Source organism: Yersinia kristensenii, assembly GCF_900460525.1.
GTDB lineage: Bacteria > Pseudomonadota > Gammaproteobacteria > Enterobacterales > Enterobacteriaceae > Yersinia > Yersinia kristensenii.
In genome coordinates this window covers 2,670,114-2,685,995 of sequence record NZ_UHIY01000001.1, presented here as the reverse complement: position 1 = coordinate 2,685,995, position 15,882 = coordinate 2,670,114, and the positions used below count along the sequence as shown (strand labels likewise).

Genomic DNA, 15,882 nt, shown 5'->3' with positions numbered 1-15,882 from the left:
TGGCACAGACCTTGCATCGTTTCTAATCAAATAGTGTTAGTTATTCCCCCATATCTAGCTTGCATTCAGTCATCAAAGGGGATTACCTCAGTGAATCGGCGAAGGTCAGTTTTGAATAAAGGAATAGCGGTTATTGGCCCGCACATTTATGGGGCGCACCACGCACCGTAATAGTGCGATACTGTTTTATTGCCTCTATTTGGTGCGATTTGCATCCCAAAAAACAAACATTTATTCATCATTTGCATAACAATTTGCTATTTTTTAAAGATAATCTGATACAAGTAACAATGAAAATAGCGGGTTGACCAACAAATATCTCTGGTTATGCAATCACTACAAAATAAGACGATTTTTGGGTATTTCTTGTTTTTAACATGACTACATTTTAAGTATCACAACATCGAGTTAGAAAATATTAAGTAAAAAACAACATTAAAGGAGTTGGACCATGCATATGCGTAAATTGGCGTTAGCGCTACTATTAGCTGGGATGGCAAGTGGTGTAGCCCAAGCGGAAGAAGCAGCAAAGGCAGATGCGTCTGCTGACACACTGAAGAAGATCAAAGATAACGGCGTTATCGTGGTCGGTCACCGTGAGTCTTCCGTTCCATTCTCTTATTATGATAATCAACAGAAAGTGGTTGGTTATTCACAAGATTATTCCAATCTGATCGTCGATGCGATCAAGAAAAAACTTAATGCACCTGACCTACAGGTGAAACTCATCCCAATCACTTCACAGAACCGTATTCCACTGCTGCAAAACGGGACTTTTGATTTCGAGTGTGGTTCCACCACTAATAACCTCGAGCGTCAGCAGCAAGCCGCATTCTCTAACACCATTTTTGTTGTCGGAACCCGTTTGCTGACCAAAAAAGGTTCTGAAATTAAAGATTTCAAAGACTTGGCTGGGAAACCTGTAGTCGTCACATCAGGAACCACCTCTGAAGTTCTGCTTAATAAATTGAATGAAAAAGACAACATGAACATGCGCATCATCAGCGCCAAAGACCACGGCGACTCTTTCCGTACCTTGGAAAGTGGCCGCGCAGTGGCCTTTATGATGGATGATGCTTTGCTGGCTGGCGAGCGGGCGAAAGCCAAGAAACCGGATCAGTGGGACATCGTCGGTACTCCGCAATCTCAGGAAGCTTACGGCTGTATGCTGCGTAAAAACGACCCAGCCTTTAAAGCTCTACTGGATGAGACCATTGCCTCCGCACAAACCTCTGGTGTGGCGGAGAAGTCCTTTGATCGTTGGTTCAAAAATCCAATTCCACCTAAAAATCTTAACCTGAATTTCTCACTGTCTGATGAAATGAAGGTGCTGTTCAAAGCCCCTAACGATAAAGCATTGAACTAACAATAATAATCAGGGTGGGCGATGCCTACCCTACAGATTGATGATGGACCGATCGGGATACAGGAAATGAATGCGGGGTGGCCGTTCCCCACTCCGCATTTTTTTGTTAACCCTCGGGAGGCCGCAACGCATTGAATCATCAGTCATCAGGGTGGCTTATCCATCCTTTTAAGGGAGTTTGTTATGTCAATAGACTGGAACTGGGGCATTTTCTTGCAACCTGCCCCTTTCGGTAATACCACCTATTTCGGCTGGATTTGGTCCGGTTTTCAGGTCACTGTCGCATTATCCTTGTGCGCTTGGGTTATCGCTTTCTTCGTTGGTTCGTTATTTGGGATTTTAAGAACAGTTCCTAACCGCATTCTGTCTACCATCGGGGCCACTTACGTCGAGCTGTTCCGTAACGTGCCGCTGATTGTGCAATTCTTTACCTGGTATCTGGTGGTCCCTGAGCTTTTACCGGCCAATCTTGGCATGTGGTTTAAAAGTGAGTTAGATCCGAATATACAGTTCTTTCTCTCATCAATGATGTGTCTGGGTTTATTTACCGTCGCCCGTGTTTGTGAGCAAGTACGTGCCGGGATTCAATCACTGCCTCGAGGTCAGAAAGCGGCAGGTTTGGCAATGGGGTTAACTCTGCCGCAGACCTACCGCTATGTTTTATTGCCCAATGCTTATCGGGTCATTATTCCCCCGATGACCTCAGAAATGCTCAACCTGGTTAAAAACTCAGCGATTGCATCAACAATCGGGCTGGTGGATATGGCGGCACAAGCAGGGAAATTGCTGGATTATTCAGCTCACGCCTATGAGTCGTTTACTGCCATCACCCTTGGTTATGTACTGATTAACGCCGTGATCATGTTGCTGATGCGATTAGTTGAAAAGAAAGTGCAGTTGCCCGGCAACCTGGGGAGTAAATAATGTACGAATTTGATTGGAGTTCCATTGCCCCAAGCCTGCCATATCTGCTGCAAGGTTTGGCCGTTACCGCCAAAATAACCCTTATCGCCATTGTCTTTGGGATTATTTGGGGCACGATTTTGGCCGTGATGCGGCTATCGCCGATTAAAGCTATTCGTTGGTTCGCCACCGCCTATGTCAATGTGTTCCGCTCTATTCCGTTGGTCATGGTGCTGCTGTGGTTTTATCTGGTGGTCCCGAGCTTATTACAAAATGTGCTGGGCTTATCACCAAAAACTGATATTCGCTTAATCTCTGCCATGGTAGCCTTTTCATTATTTGAAGCGGCTTATTACTCAGAAATTATCCGTGCCGGGATCCAAAGCATCTCTCGTGGGCAATCCTCCGCAGCTCTGGCGTTGGGCATGACCCAAGGTCAGTCAATGAGATTGGTTATTCTGCCCCAGGCTTTCCGCGCCATGGTGCCATTGCTGTTAACCCAAGGGATTGTATTATTTCAGGATACATCGCTGGTGTATGTCCTTAGTCTGGCGGATTTCTTCCGCACCGCGACCACCATTGGCGAGCGCGACGGGACTCAGGTCGAAATGGTGCTGTTTGCCGGTTTGGTGTATTTCGTTATCAGTTTTTCCGCGTCGATGCTGGTTAACTATTTGAAGAAAAGGACTGTTTGATGATTTCCCTGAAAAATGTTTCTAAGTGGTACGGCCACTTTCAGGTGCTGGCTGACTGCACCACCGAAGTAAAAAAAGGCGAGGTCGTGGTGGTCTGCGGCCCTTCGGGCTCAGGCAAATCGACCTTAATCAAAACTGTTAATGGGCTGGAACCTATTCAAAAAGGCAACATTACAGTAAATGGTATTGCTGTGAATGATAAGGGCACCAACTTGGCGCAATTACGTTCCAAAGTCGGCATGGTGTTCCAGCATTTTGAACTGTTCCCGCACCTGTCTATCATTGAAAACCTGACTCTGGCGCAAGTCAAAGTGCTCAAACGCGATAAAACAGAAGCGCGGGAAAAAGGGCTAAAGCTGTTAGAGCGGGTCGGCCTTACCACCCATGCAGATAAATTTCCCTCTCAATTATCTGGTGGCCAGCAACAGCGTGTGGCGATTGCCCGTGCACTGTGTATGGACCCTATCGCCATGCTGTTTGACGAACCCACTTCCGCCCTTGACCCAGAAATGATCAACGAGGTGCTGGACGTGATGGTCAAACTGGCGCTAGAAGGCATGACTATGATGGTGGTGACTCACGAAATGGGCTTTGCCCGTAAAGTGGCTAACCGGGTTATTTTTATGGATGAAGGAAAAATCGTCGAAGACAGTAACAAAGATGATTTCTTTAACAATCCTAAATCTGACCGAGCCAAAGACTTCCTGGCAAAAATCCTGCATTAACCGCCCTCCTCTCCTGCGCCAGTGGGGGAGGAAATTTGCTCTGGTTCTCTTTTTACCCCCGTCAAGATTGCTTATCCATTTTATTGTGCGCATCCTCCAAGGAATGCTGCCACTAAAGAGGAAAAGTGATGTCCCGCTCTATTATCATTGATTGCGACCCCGGTCATGACGATGCTATTGCGCTGATTTTGGCTCTGGCCTCCCCCGAACTGAATGTACAAGCCGTGACCACTTGTGCCGGCAACCAAACCCCGGATAAAACTTTGCGTAATGCGCTGCGTATTCTGACGTTACTTGAGCGCCAGGATATTCCAGTGGCAGGGGGTGCATTAAAGCCGCTGCTGCGCGAACTGATTATTGCTGACAATGTTCACGGCGAAAGTGGCTTAGATGGCCCATCGTTGCCTGATCCGAGCTTCGCGCCACAAGCTGAAAATGCAGTGGAGCTGATGGCGAGAATATTGCGTGACAGCCCTCATCCCGTAACCCTGGTGGCAACTGGCCCGCTGACTAACGTCGCTTTATTGCTGGCCGGCCATGGTGCACTGGCGGCCAAAATAGACCGTATCGTCATCATGGGCGGTGCGGTGATGTTAGGAAACTGGACGCCAGCGGCTGAATTTAACATTTTTGTTGATCCCGAAGCAGCTGATCGCGTCTTTAAATCGGGTATCCCTATTACCATGGCGGGGTTGGATGTCACTCATCAAGCACAAGTAATGGACGCGGACATTGACAGAATTCGTCAGTTGGATAACCCCATAGCTGAGGTCGTCGCGGGCTTATTGGATTTCTTTATGTTGTATCACCGGCAGGAGCGCTGGGGTTTTCAAGGCGCGCCATTACATGATCCTTGCACCATCGCCTGGTTATTGGCGCCGGAATTATTCACCAGTATTGAACGTTGGGTCGGTATCGAAACTCGTGGTGAATATACCCAAGGAATGACAGTGGTCGATTATTACCAACTCACTGGCAATAAACCTAATGCAGAAGTGCTGATGGATATTGATCGAAAAGGATTTATTGATTTACTGGTCGAACGTATTGCCCGCTACGGCGAATAAGCTTTTGACACTCCGCCCGCGCGGAGTGTCTCTGTTTAGCCTAATTCAACCTTAGGGCTGGAAAGGCCGGCGATTAAATTGGTCATGGCCACATTTAGGGCAAAGCGGCAACACTTCCGGGGTATAAAAAGCCAGGTGGTAATGGCATTTTTCACAGACCAGGTTCCCTAACCCGACCACCTCTCCACTATGATAAACCCCATGATGACTGACATCTTTAAACACCTCACGCCACTCCAATTGCGTTTTGTCGGTGATATCAGCCAGCTCCTGCCATAAACTTTCTTTGATAACCCGCATAAATACACTATCAGTAAATTCATCCTTACTTTCTTCATAGCTCCGAGCAAACTCTTCCAGATCCCGCCGCACCGCCTGAGTAATTTGCTCAACTTCACTGCGGGTTAAATCTTCTACCGCATCTAACCGCCGCTCAGCGCTGTCCACCAGCTTATCGATATCACGTTCACCATTTTTCAAGCGTTCAGTGAGTGATGCTACCAACTCACGATAATATTGAGCTACCTTGTTCATACAGTCTCCTCGATCCACGATTGTGATGAAGCAAATTGTGATAAAGCAAAAGTTGTGACAAAGAAAATAGGGATAAAGCGCCTTCTTTACTTACCTCGTTCTTGTTATCTGCAGGTACTGACTCTGATATTAAAGCTAACGTTAATTATTTTAGTCGTAAATGACTGAAGTCACGTCATCATCAGGTTGTTCTCGCGCCACTTTGATGATTTCTGCCAGTCACTGCGCAGAAAATGCCTCCTGTAGGATGCAGAGTGTTGTTGCCGCTGCCGCTTATCAGCTATGCTATGCGGATCTCTCTTTATGATATGAAACAGATGATGCTACAGGCGTAGCTGTTTTTCACTATAGGACCACCGGCCGCCATGCAAGAGCAATACCGCCCAGAAGATATCGAAACGCAAGTACAGCTTCACTGGCAAGAGAAGCAAACTTTTAAAGTCACTGAAGATACCAGCAAAGAAAAATATTACTGCCTATCCATGCTGCCGTATCCGTCAGGACGCCTACATATGGGGCACGTTCGTAACTACACCATTGGTGATGTTATCTCCCGTTACCAGCGCATGCTGGGCAAAAACGTGTTACAGCCTATCGGCTGGGATGCATTTGGTCTGCCAGCTGAAGGCGCGGCGGTAAAAAACAATACTGCCCCCGCCCCTTGGACTTACGACAACATTGAATACATGAAGAACCAGTTAAAGTTACTGGGCTTCGGCTATGACTGGGATCGCGAGATTGCCACCTGTAAACCTGATTATTACCGTTGGGAACAGTGGTTCTTCACCAAGTTGTATGAAAAAGGCATGGTCTACAAAAAGACCTCCGCGGTTAACTGGTGCCCACACGATCTGACTGTTCTGGCAAATGAACAAGTGATCGACGGCTGCTGCTGGCGCTGTGACACCAAAGTGGAACGCAAAGAAATTCCACAGTGGTTCATTAAAATCACCGATTATGCTGATCAGTTACTTAATGACCTGGACACGCTGGAAAGCTGGCCAGAACAAGTTAAGACCATGCAACGTAACTGGATTGGCCGCTCTGAAGGGGTTGATATCGTTTTCGCTGTCGCCGATAGCGAAGAGAAACTCTCCGTCTACACCACTCGCCCAGACACCTTTATGGGTGTGACCTACCTGGCGGTTGCTGCGGGCCATCCATTGTCATTGCAAGCCGCGGCCACCAATCCGGCACTGGCTGATTTTGTCGCTGAATGCCGCAATACCAAAGTTGCCGAAGCTGAAATGGCCACGATGGAGAAAAAAGGCATGGCAACCGGCCTATATGCCATCCATCCACTGACGGGTGAAAAACTGCCTATCTGGGCGGCTAACTTTGTCTTGATGGATTACGGCACCGGCGCAGTCATGGCGGTTCCAGGCCACGATGCTCGTGACTGGGAATTTGCGACCAAATATAACCTGCCCATCAAACCGGTTATTTTGACGGCTGATGGCAGTGAACCCGACTTGAGTCAGGAAGCTATGACCGAAAAAGGCACTCTGTTTAACTCGGGTGAATTTGATGGTCTGAATTATGAAGATGGCTTCAATGCTATCGCTGACAAACTGGTGGCACTGGGTGTCGGTCAGCGCAAAGTCAATTATCGCCTGCGTGACTGGGGTGTATCCCGTCAACGTTATTGGGGTGCGCCTATCCCAATGGTGACTCTGGAAGACGGTACCGTAGTGCCGACACCTGAAGATCAACTGCCGGTTATCCTGCCGGAAGATGTCGTCATGGATGGTATTACCAGCCCAATCAAGGCCGATCCTGAGTGGGCTAAAACTACTGTCAATGGTATGCCTGGCCTGCGTGAAACCGATACTTTCGATACCTTTATGGAATCTTCCTGGTATTACGCGCGCTACACCTGCCCACAATATGATGAAGGGATGCTGGATCCGGCAGCGGCTAACTATTGGCTACCAGTCGATCAATACATCGGCGGGATTGAGCATGCCATCATGCACCTGATGTACTTCCGCTTCTTCCACAAACTGCTGCGCGATGCCGGTCTGGTGAATTCAGATGAACCCGCAAAGCGCCTGCTGTGTCAGGGTATGGTGCTGGCAGATGCTTTCTACTACACCGGCACTAGCGGTGAGCGGATCTGGGTTTCTCCCGCTGATGCTATTGTCGAGCGTGATGACAAAGGCCGGATTATTAAAGCGGCAGATGCCGAAGGCCATGAGCTGGTTTACGCCGGTATGAGCAAAATGTCGAAATCGAAAAATAACGGTATCGACCCGCAAGTCATGGTAGAGAAATACGGTGCCGACACCGTGCGCCTGTTTATGATGTTTGCTTCACCAGCAGAAATGACGCTGGAGTGGCAGGAGTCTGGTGTTGAAGGGGCTAACCGCTTCCTGAAACGCGTCTGGCGCTTGGTGTTTGACCACACCACAAAAGGGCCGGTAGCAGCACTGGATATCGCCAACCTGACGGAAGAGCAAAAATCCTTGCGTCGTGAGTTGCACAAAACAATTGCCAAAGTCACTGATGACGTAGGCCGCCGTCAAACTTTCAACACCGCCATTGCGGCAGTGATGGAGTTGATGAACAAGCTGGGCCGCGCACCTCAGGAAACCGAGCAAGACCGAGCGCTGCTGCAAGAAGCATTGCTGGCAGTGGTGCGTATGCTATATCCATTCACCCCTCACGTTTGCTTCAGCTTATGGCAAGCTCTGGGTGGCGAAGGTGATATTGATATCGCACCATGGCCAATTGCAGATGAACACGCGATGGTCGAAGACTCTAAATTAGTGGTCATTCAGGTTAATGGTAAAGTGCGGGGCCGAATTACTGTGCCTGCCGATGCCACTGAGCAGCAAGTACGTGAGCGCGCTGGCCAAGAGCACTTGGTGGCTAAATACCTGGATGGCGTTACTGTGCGTAAAGTCATCTATGTCCCAGGCAAACTGCTTAACCTGGTTGTGGGTTAAGACAAGGAGGAGTTGTGCGACATCGTATTCTGACGTTGTTGCTGGGGTTGGCGGTGCTAGTCACCGCTGGCTGTGGCTTTAATTTGCGGGGCACCACTCAGGTGCCACCTGAGCTACAAAAACTGTTGCTGGAAAGTAGTGACCCTTATGGCCCGTTAACTCGTGCGATACGCCAACAATTGCGTTTAAGTAACGTCACTATTGTTGATGACCCGATGCGTAAGGACCTACCGATACTGCGGATTATTGGCTCATCCCAGAGTCAGAATACAGTGTCCATCTTCCGTAACGGTGTGACGGCTGAGTATCAGTTAGTGCTGCATGTACAGGCGCAAGTCCTGATTCCAGGTCATGATATTTACCCAGTACAGGTCAGTATCTTCCGTACTTTCTTCGATAACCCGTTAACCGCGCTGGCGAAAGCGGCTGAAGCCGAGGTTTTACGTCAAGAAATGCGTGATCAGGCGGCTCAACAGTTAGTGCGTAAGCTCTTAGTTGTGCATGCTGCGGAAGTGAAAAACGCGCGGGAAAATGGCGATGCACTGAAGAACAGTGATACTGCCACTGGTGCCGCTAAAACGGCGGCTGTCGAAGAAATCAACATTGGCGCACCTGCCATCAGTACCCCGGCCCAATGATCCGAGTTTATCCTGAACAACTTGTCGCGCAGCTCCATGAGGGGCTGCGTGCTTGTTATCTGTTATGTGGTAACGAACCCTTATTGTTACAGGAAAGCCAAGACCATATTCGCCGTGTAGCAACTTCACATGATTTCACTGAGCATTTCAGTTTCGCGCTGGATGCTCACACTGAATGGGACAATATTTTTAGTCTTTGCCAGGCGTTGAGCTTATTTGCCAGCCGCCAGACACTGCTATTGAGCTTCCCAGACAGTGGGTTGACTGCGCCGATGAATGAGCAACTGGTCAAATTATCCAGCTTGCTACACCCAGATATATTGCTGATATTGCGCGCCAATAAGCTCACTAAAGCGCAAGAAAACAGCGCCTGGTTTAAAGCCCTCAGCCAAAATGGTGTTTTTGTCAGTTGCCAGACACCAGAGCAAGCACAGCTTCCCCGCTGGGTAAGTGCTCGCGCCAAAAATCTGAATCTGGAGGTAGACGATGCCGCCGTTCAGCTACTTTGCTACTGCTATGAAGGTAACCTGCTGGCGTTATCACAGGCATTGGAACGGCTCTCGTTGCTTTATCCTGACGGCAAACTGACACTGCCCAAAGTAGAGCACGCCGTCAACGACGCCGCACATTTCACCCCTTATCACTGGCTTGATGCCTTACTGGCTGGGAAAAGCAAACGCGCCTGGCATATTCTGCAACAGTTGCAGCAGGAAGACAGTGAGCCCGTTATTTTACTGCGCACCCTTCAGCGCGAGTTATTGCTGTTGTTAACCCTAAAGCGCCGGATGGAACAGGTACCACTGAGAACCTTATTTGACCAATTCAAAGTGTGGCAAAATCGCCGTCCGATGATGACTCAAGCACTACAGCGCCTTTCCATGCAACAACTGCAACACGCTGTGCATTTATTAGCACAGATAGAAGTTCGCCTGAAACAGGACTATGGCCAGTCAATCTGGCCGGAGCTAGAAACACTGTCTATGCTGATGTGTGGAAAAAATTTACCTGAGAGTTTTTTTGATGCCGAATAAATCCCCGACTCGCACCCTGTATGCCCTGTTCGGCGGTACTTTTGATCCCATTCATTATGGCCATTTAAAACCGGTTGAAGCCTTGGCTCAACAAGTGGGTTTACAGCACATTATTTTGTTGCCCAATCACGTCCCGCCCCATCGTCCGCAGCCTGAGGCCAATGCACAGCAGCGGCTAAAGATGGTCGAACTGGCGGTGGCTGGCAATCCGTTGTTCAGCGTTGATTCACGCGAGTTATTACGTGACAGCCCATCATTCACCATTGATACACTGGAATCACTTCGTAAAGAACATGGTGCTGAACGGCCTTTAGCGTTTATTATTGGGCAGGACTCATTATTGTCGCTGCATAAATGGCATCGCTGGCAATCGTTGTTAGATGTGTGTCATTTGTTGGTTTGCGCTCGCCCTGGCTACTCGCAAACACTGGAAACACCTGAGTTACAGCAATGGCTTGATGCCCATCGTGTCTTTGAACCAGAGGTGTTAAACCTTCGGCCTCATGGGGCAATCTATCTGGCAGACACCCCTTTATTGGACATTTCTGCTACCGATATTCGCCATCGACGTCATAATGGCGAAAGTTGCGATGACTTACTGCCCCGTGCTGTTCAGCGATATATTGAGTTACAAGGTTTGTACCGCGGCTGAGGGTTTATATCGCGATGCATTTACCCATGTTATACTCCGCCGCTAAATTTCAGGTATTCGCTGAAAACCCCTGTGAATTAGCATAAACAGCTGGCTTTCAGCGGCATCCTGCCGATAAATACATCATAACCGTTCAAAACCGGTCACTGTCCACGGGGTATCCTGTGAAACAGTACCTGAGAACGTTATAGACAGAAATCACCCGAGGGGGAACCTTTGCAAGGTAAAGCGCTCCAAGAATTTGTTATCGACAAGCTCGATGATTTAAAAGGCCAAGACATTATCACTCTGGATGTTCAGGGTAAGTCCAGTATCACTGATTTCATGATTATTTGTACCGGGACGTCCACTCGCCATGTTATGGCACTGGCAGATAACCTGGTCCAGGAATCTCGCGCAGCAGGCATGATACCTTTTGGCATCGAAGGTCAGGGTGTCTCTGACTGGGTCGTCGTCGATTTAGGCGAAGTGATTGTGCATGTGATGCAAGAAGAAAGCCGCCGTATCTACGAACTGGAAAAACTCTGGAGCTAAGCGGTGAAACTGCAACTGGTAGCCGTCGGCACAAAAATGCCAGACTGGGTGCAGACAGGTTTTATTGATTACCTGCGCCGCTTTCCCAAAGATATGCCCTTCGAGCTGGTAGAAATACCTGCAGGTAAGCGGGGTAAAAATGCGGATATCAAACGCATTTTGGAAAAAGAAGGCGAGCTGATGCTGGCGGCGGTTGGAAAAAACAACCGCATTGTCACGCTGGATATCCCAGGGACGCCCTGGGAGACCCCGCAATTGGCTCAACAATTAGAACGCTGGAAGCAGGATGGCCGCGATGTCAGCTTGCTGATTGGCGGGCCGGAGGGGTTAGCCCCGGCCTGTAAAGCCGCCGCCGAGCAGAGCTGGTCGCTCTCTCCGCTGACGCTACCTCATCCTTTAGTGCGTGTTTTAGTGGCCGAGAGCCTCTATCGCGCCTGGAGTATTACGACCAATCACCCTTATCACCGGGAATAAGTGGGCGATGAATCTGAGTGAAGTGATAACCCTGAATAGAGTGAAGTCAGTAGCGGGATGAAAAAAGAACCTAACCCTTTTCGCGACTATTCGGCTGAATCAGCCTTGTTTGTCCGGCGTGCCCTGGTGGCCTTTCTCGGTATCCTGCTGCTCAGCGGGATATTGGTCGCTAATCTGTACAATTTGCAGATAGTCCGTTTTGAAGACTATCGCACCCGATCCAATGAGAACCGCATTAAATTGGTTCCCATCGCGCCAAGTCGTGGCATGATATTTGACCGAAACGGCACTCCATTGGCGATGAACCGGACAATTTATCAGTTAGAACTGATGCCGGAAAAAATTGAAGACCTCCCCGCCACCCTCAATGCACTGCGCCCGGTAGTGGATCTGACGGATGAGGATATCGCCAACTTTGAAAAAGAGCGTAAGCGCTCACGCCGCTTCACTTCAATTGCGGTTAAAACGCCGCTTTCCGAAGTACAAGTCGCTCGTTTCGCCGTTAATCAATTCCGCTTCCCCGGCATTGAAGTCAAAGGCTATCAACGCCGCTTCTACCCTTATGGTTCGGCACTGACACATGTTATCGGTTATGTTTCCAAGATTAACGACAAAGACGTTGAACGCCTGGATAAAGAGGGTATTCTCGCGAACTATGCCGCAACGCACGATATCGGCAAGCTTGGTATTGAACGCTATTATGAGTCGGTATTGCACGGAAAAACCGGTTATGAAGAAGTTGAAGTGAATAACCGTGGCCGGGTGATCCGCCAATTGCATGAGCAGCCGCCACAGGCCGGTAAAGATATCTATCTGACAATTGATTTGCATCTGCAAACCTATATTGAGCAATTGTTAAGTGGCAGCCGCGCGGCGGTTGTCGTTAGCGACCCGCGAACCGGTGGGATTTTAGCCTTGGTATCCAACCCCAGCTATGACCCTAACCTGTTTGTTGATGGTATCTCCAATAAAGATTATCAAGGGCTATTGAATGACCCGAATCGCCCACTGATAAACCGTGCCACTCAAGGGGTTTACCCGCCAGCGTCGACAGTAAAACCCTATATTGCTGTTTCGGCTCTCAGCGCCGGTGTTATCACCAAAAATACCAGCCTCTTTGACCCCGGTTGGTGGCAGTTACCCGGTTCAGAAAAACGCTTTCGCGACTGGAAAAAATGGGGCCATGGCCGCTTGAATGTCACCAAAGCGCTGGAAGAGTCGGCTGATACCTTCTTCTATCAGGTTGCTTATGACATGGGGATTGACCGCTTATCCGCGTGGATGACCAAATTCGGTTATGGTGAATATACCGGTATCGACTTATCCGAAGAACGGGCTGGCCTGATGCCGACTCGTGAATGGAAACAAAAACGTCATAAAAAGCCGTGGTATCAAGGGGACACCATCCCGGTGGGTATCGGTCAGGGTTATTGGACTGCCACCCCTATCCAGATGGCAAAAGCATTGACGACCCTGATTAATGATGGTGCGGTTAAAACACCTCACTTGTTGCAAAGCACGCGTATTGATGGCGCTTTAGTCCCTTATAAACAAGAAGATACCACTCAAATTGGTGATATCCATTCCGGTTACTGGGAAATTGCCAAAGATGGCATGTATGGTGTAGCCAACCGCCCGAACGGAACAGGCCGTAAGTTCTTTGAAGGGACTCCGTATAAGGCTGCAGTAAAATCCGGTACGGCACAGGTGTACAGTTACGAAACTTATAATGCTCATAAAGTGGCGGAGCATTTACGTGACCATAAGTTAATGGTCGCGTATGCCCCCTACGAAAACCCGACGGTATCTGTCGCCATGATCTTAGAAAATGGCGGTGCCGGGCCTGCGGTGGGGACGATTACTCGTCAAATTCTCGACCATATCTTATTGGGCGATAACAACACTGAATTACCGGACGCAGCTCCCCTGCCTCCGGGCGTTGAAGCAGACTAGCGAAAGCAAATTAGTTGAAGCGGATTAAGGTAACTCATGACTGATAATCAACAAAAAGGCTCTTTGTGGTACAAAATGCACATCGACCTGCCGTTTCTAATTTGCGTATTGGCGCTGCTGGCTTATAGCGCCTTCGTGATGTGGAGCGCGAGCGGTCAAGACATCGGCATGATGGAACGCAAGGTAGGTCAAATTGCGATGGGCCTGATTGTCATGCTGGTGATGGCACAGATACCGCCCCGCGTCTACGAAAGCTGGGCGCCCTACCTCTATTTCGTGTGTGTCATTTTACTGGTGCTGGTCGATGCATTTGGGCAAATCAGTAAAGGGGCACAGCGCTGGCTGGATTTAGGTTTTATCCGCTTCCAACCCTCTGAAATAGCAAAAATTGCAGTTCCATTGATGGTCGCACGTTTTATGAACCGCGACGTCTGCCCGCCTTCATTAAAAAACACCGGCATCGCACTGATTTTAATCTTTATGCCGACTTTATTGGTCGCTGCGCAACCCGACCTTGGCACCTCTATCTTGGTCGCCGCCTCTGGGTTATTCGTTTTGTTCCTTTCCGGTATGAGTTGGCGCTTAATCGCGATTGCCGCTGTTTTGGTTGCCGCATTTATTCCTATCCTGTGGTTCTTCCTGATGCATGGCTACCAGCGCGATCGCGTGATGATGCTGCTGGATCCGGAAAGTGACCCGCTTGGGGCTGGCTATCATATTATTCAGTCTAAAATTGCGATTGGCTCCGGTGGGCTATCAGGTAAAGGCTGGCTACACGGAACTCAGTCACAGCTGGAATTTTTACCAGAGCGCCATACAGACTTTATCTTTGCCGTATTAGCCGAAGAATTGGGCTTAATTGGTGTGCTGGTGTTATTAGCCCTTTATCTGTGCCTTATTATGCGCGGCCTGGTCATTGCAGCCCACGCGCAAACCACTTTCGGCCGGGTGATGGTCGGCGGGTTAATGCTGATACTCTTTGTCTACGTGTTTGTTAACATAGGTATGGTCAGTGGAATTTTACCTGTGGTTGGCGTACCTTTGCCTTTGGTCAGCTATGGAGGCTCGGCGCTGATAGTGCTGATGGCCGGGTTTGGTATCGTGATGTCGATACATACTCATCGAAAAATGTTATCTAAGAATTTATAGAGGTGAGCAATGCGTAAGGAATGGCTTTGGATTGGCATCGCAGGCGTGCTGTTATCAGCATGTACCAGTCAGCCTCCGGCACCCCAGCAACAGGTGCAGCAGACATATAATGGCCCTGTGGAAGAAATCGGCGGTGCAGAACCTCGCTATGAGCCCTTTAATCCTAATTTCAATCAGGATTATAAGGTTAATGGCCAGTCCTACAGCATAGTCAAAGACCCACAAAACTTCAGTCAGGTTGGCCTCGCGGCGTGGTATGGCGAAGAGGCCAATGGTAACACCACGGCTACTGGCGAAATTTTTGATCCCAACGCATTGACGGCAGCTCACCCCACTCTGCCCATCCCAAGCTATGTGCGGGTTACCAATATCAGTAATGGCCGCCAGATTGTGGTTCGAGTCAATGATCGTGGCCCCTACACGCCAGGTCGGGTGATTGATTTATCCAAAGCCGCTGCTGACCGTCTGAACATTTCGAATAATACCAAAGTGAAGATTGATTTTATCAATGTGGCACCGGATGGCTCATTATCTGGCCCCGGTATGGTGGGTACCACTATTGCGAAGCAAAGCTATGCATTGCCAAGCCGCCCAGACCTGACTTCCAGCGAGATGGGAACCCCAGTTCAGCAAGATGCTCCCGCAGTCAGTGCGCCTGTCCGCCCTATAGATAATAGTCATTTATCCGGTGCGGATGCCGCCCAGCCAGTAGCCCCACAAAGCAGTGGCTTCCTGCGTGCATCAACTCCAGTCCCGGCGGGGGTGCTGGAAAGTTCAGAACCCACAGCAGTGAGTTCACAACCGGTACAACCGCCAGTGGTTGCCAACCCCGGCCCTGTCACCTCGTCAGCTGCTGCAACGCCATCATCGGGTGGCTATGTGGTTCAAGTCGGTGCATTGAGTGATGCGCAGCGAGCGCAAACCTGGCAACAAAGTTTGAGTCAACGTTTTGGTGTGCCGGGGAAAGTGACAACCAATGGTAGCGTACACCGCGTTCAACTGGGGCCATTCAGCAACCGCCAGCAGGCCGTTGAACTGCAACAACGCCTGTCGAGCGAAACTCAACAGCAGTCATTTGTGGTTGCGGCACCTTAAACCATACATACCTTGTAGCAATTTAAGGCCCGTCGACTAAAAATAACCGTAACTCTCTGTCCAAACAGGATGTTACGGTTAAAAGCATAAACGCTACATACGTTTATAACCCAATTAA

15 protein-coding genes are annotated in these 15,882 nt (G+C 49.2%); 14 read left to right on the top strand and 1 reads right to left on the bottom strand.

From position 1 onward, the window contains the following. Window positions 1-451: 451 nt before the first annotated feature. The 5 genes from DX162_RS12235 to rihA all read left to right on the top strand — a co-directional run bounded on the left by DX162_RS12235 (window position 452) and on the right by rihA (window position 4,756). On the top strand, window positions 452-1,366 hold the full coding sequence (locus DX162_RS12235; RefSeq protein ID WP_004390592.1) for an amino acid ABC transporter substrate-binding protein: 915 nt from the start codon (window positions 452-454) through the stop codon (window positions 1,364-1,366). A 183-nt stretch (window positions 1,367-1,549) separates the two neighbouring features. Further along, window positions 1,550-2,290, top strand: coding sequence for an amino acid ABC transporter permease (locus DX162_RS12230; RefSeq protein ID WP_115155863.1), 741 nt, complete (start codon window positions 1,550-1,552; stop codon window positions 2,288-2,290). Next, entirely contained in the window at window positions 2,290-2,964 is a 675-nt protein-coding gene (gltK, locus tag DX162_RS12225; protein WP_032819850.1) for a glutamate/aspartate ABC transporter permease GltK, read from the top strand. Before DX162_RS12230 ends, gltK begins: the two co-directional genes overlap by 1 nt. Continuing rightward, entirely contained in the window at window positions 2,964-3,689 is a 726-nt protein-coding gene (locus DX162_RS12220; RefSeq protein ID WP_004390594.1) for an amino acid ABC transporter ATP-binding protein, read from the top strand. The genes gltK and DX162_RS12220 overlap by 1 nt, the downstream gene beginning before the upstream one ends. 128 nt (window positions 3,690-3,817) lie before the next feature. Then, window positions 3,818-4,756 (top strand): pyrimidine-specific ribonucleoside hydrolase RihA, encoded by a 939-nt coding sequence (gene rihA, locus DX162_RS12215; RefSeq protein ID WP_004390595.1) that lies wholly within the window; start codon window positions 3,818-3,820, stop codon window positions 4,754-4,756. A 51-nt stretch (window positions 4,757-4,807) separates the two neighbouring features. Here the strand turns inward: rihA and DX162_RS12210 are convergent, their stop codons facing one another. Further along, window positions 4,808-5,290 carry a zinc ribbon-containing protein gene (locus DX162_RS12210; RefSeq protein ID WP_004390596.1) on the bottom strand — a complete coding sequence of 161 codons (483 nt, stop codon included), beginning with the start codon at window positions 5,288-5,290 and terminating at the stop codon, window positions 4,808-4,810. 365 nt (window positions 5,291-5,655) lie between these two features. Between DX162_RS12210 and leuS the strand changes: the two genes are divergently transcribed. The 9 genes from leuS (at window position 5,656) to rlpA (ending at window position 15,764) form a co-directional block, all read left to right on the top strand. Then, a complete protein-coding gene (gene leuS, locus DX162_RS12205; protein WP_004390597.1) occupies window positions 5,656-8,238 on the top strand; it encodes a leucine--tRNA ligase in 2,583 nt (860 codons plus the stop codon). 14 nt (window positions 8,239-8,252) lie between these two features. After that, window positions 8,253-8,876, top strand: a complete 624-nt coding sequence (gene lptE / locus DX162_RS12200) for an LPS assembly lipoprotein LptE (RefSeq protein WP_004390598.1) — start codon at window positions 8,253-8,255, stop codon at window positions 8,874-8,876. After that, window positions 8,873-9,907, top strand: a complete 1,035-nt coding sequence (gene holA, locus DX162_RS12195; protein WP_032819851.1) for a DNA polymerase III subunit delta — start codon at window positions 8,873-8,875, stop codon at window positions 9,905-9,907. The genes lptE and holA overlap by 4 nt, the downstream gene beginning before the upstream one ends. Continuing rightward, the gene (gene nadD, locus DX162_RS12190; RefSeq protein ID WP_032819852.1) at window positions 9,897-10,559 is read left to right on the top strand and encodes a nicotinate-nucleotide adenylyltransferase; all 663 of its coding nucleotides are present in this window, start codon (window positions 9,897-9,899) and stop codon (window positions 10,557-10,559) included. The genes holA and nadD overlap by 11 nt, the downstream gene beginning before the upstream one ends. Window positions 10,560-10,775: 216 nt before the next feature. After that, window positions 10,776-11,093, top strand: coding sequence for a ribosome silencing factor (gene rsfS, locus DX162_RS12185; protein ID WP_004390601.1), 318 nt, complete (start codon window positions 10,776-10,778; stop codon window positions 11,091-11,093). Between the two features lie 3 nt (window positions 11,094-11,096). Next, a complete protein-coding gene (rlmH, locus tag DX162_RS12180) occupies window positions 11,097-11,567 on the top strand; it encodes a 23S rRNA (pseudouridine(1915)-N(3))-methyltransferase RlmH (protein ID WP_004390602.1) in 471 nt (156 codons plus the stop codon). A gap of 57 nt (window positions 11,568-11,624) precedes the next feature. Beyond that, window positions 11,625-13,520: a peptidoglycan DD-transpeptidase MrdA gene (gene mrdA / locus DX162_RS12175; protein WP_004390604.1), complete on the top strand. Its 1,896-nt coding sequence runs from the start codon at window positions 11,625-11,627 to the stop codon at window positions 13,518-13,520. 36 nt (window positions 13,521-13,556) lie between these two features. Then, on the top strand, window positions 13,557-14,669 hold the full coding sequence (gene mrdB, locus DX162_RS12170; protein WP_004390606.1) for a peptidoglycan glycosyltransferase MrdB: 1,113 nt from the start codon (window positions 13,557-13,559) through the stop codon (window positions 14,667-14,669). 9 nt (window positions 14,670-14,678) lie between these two features. Next, a complete protein-coding gene (rlpA, locus tag DX162_RS12165; RefSeq protein ID WP_004390607.1) occupies window positions 14,679-15,764 on the top strand; it encodes an endolytic peptidoglycan transglycosylase RlpA in 1,086 nt (361 codons plus the stop codon). The last annotated feature ends 118 nt before the right edge of the window (window positions 15,765-15,882 follow it).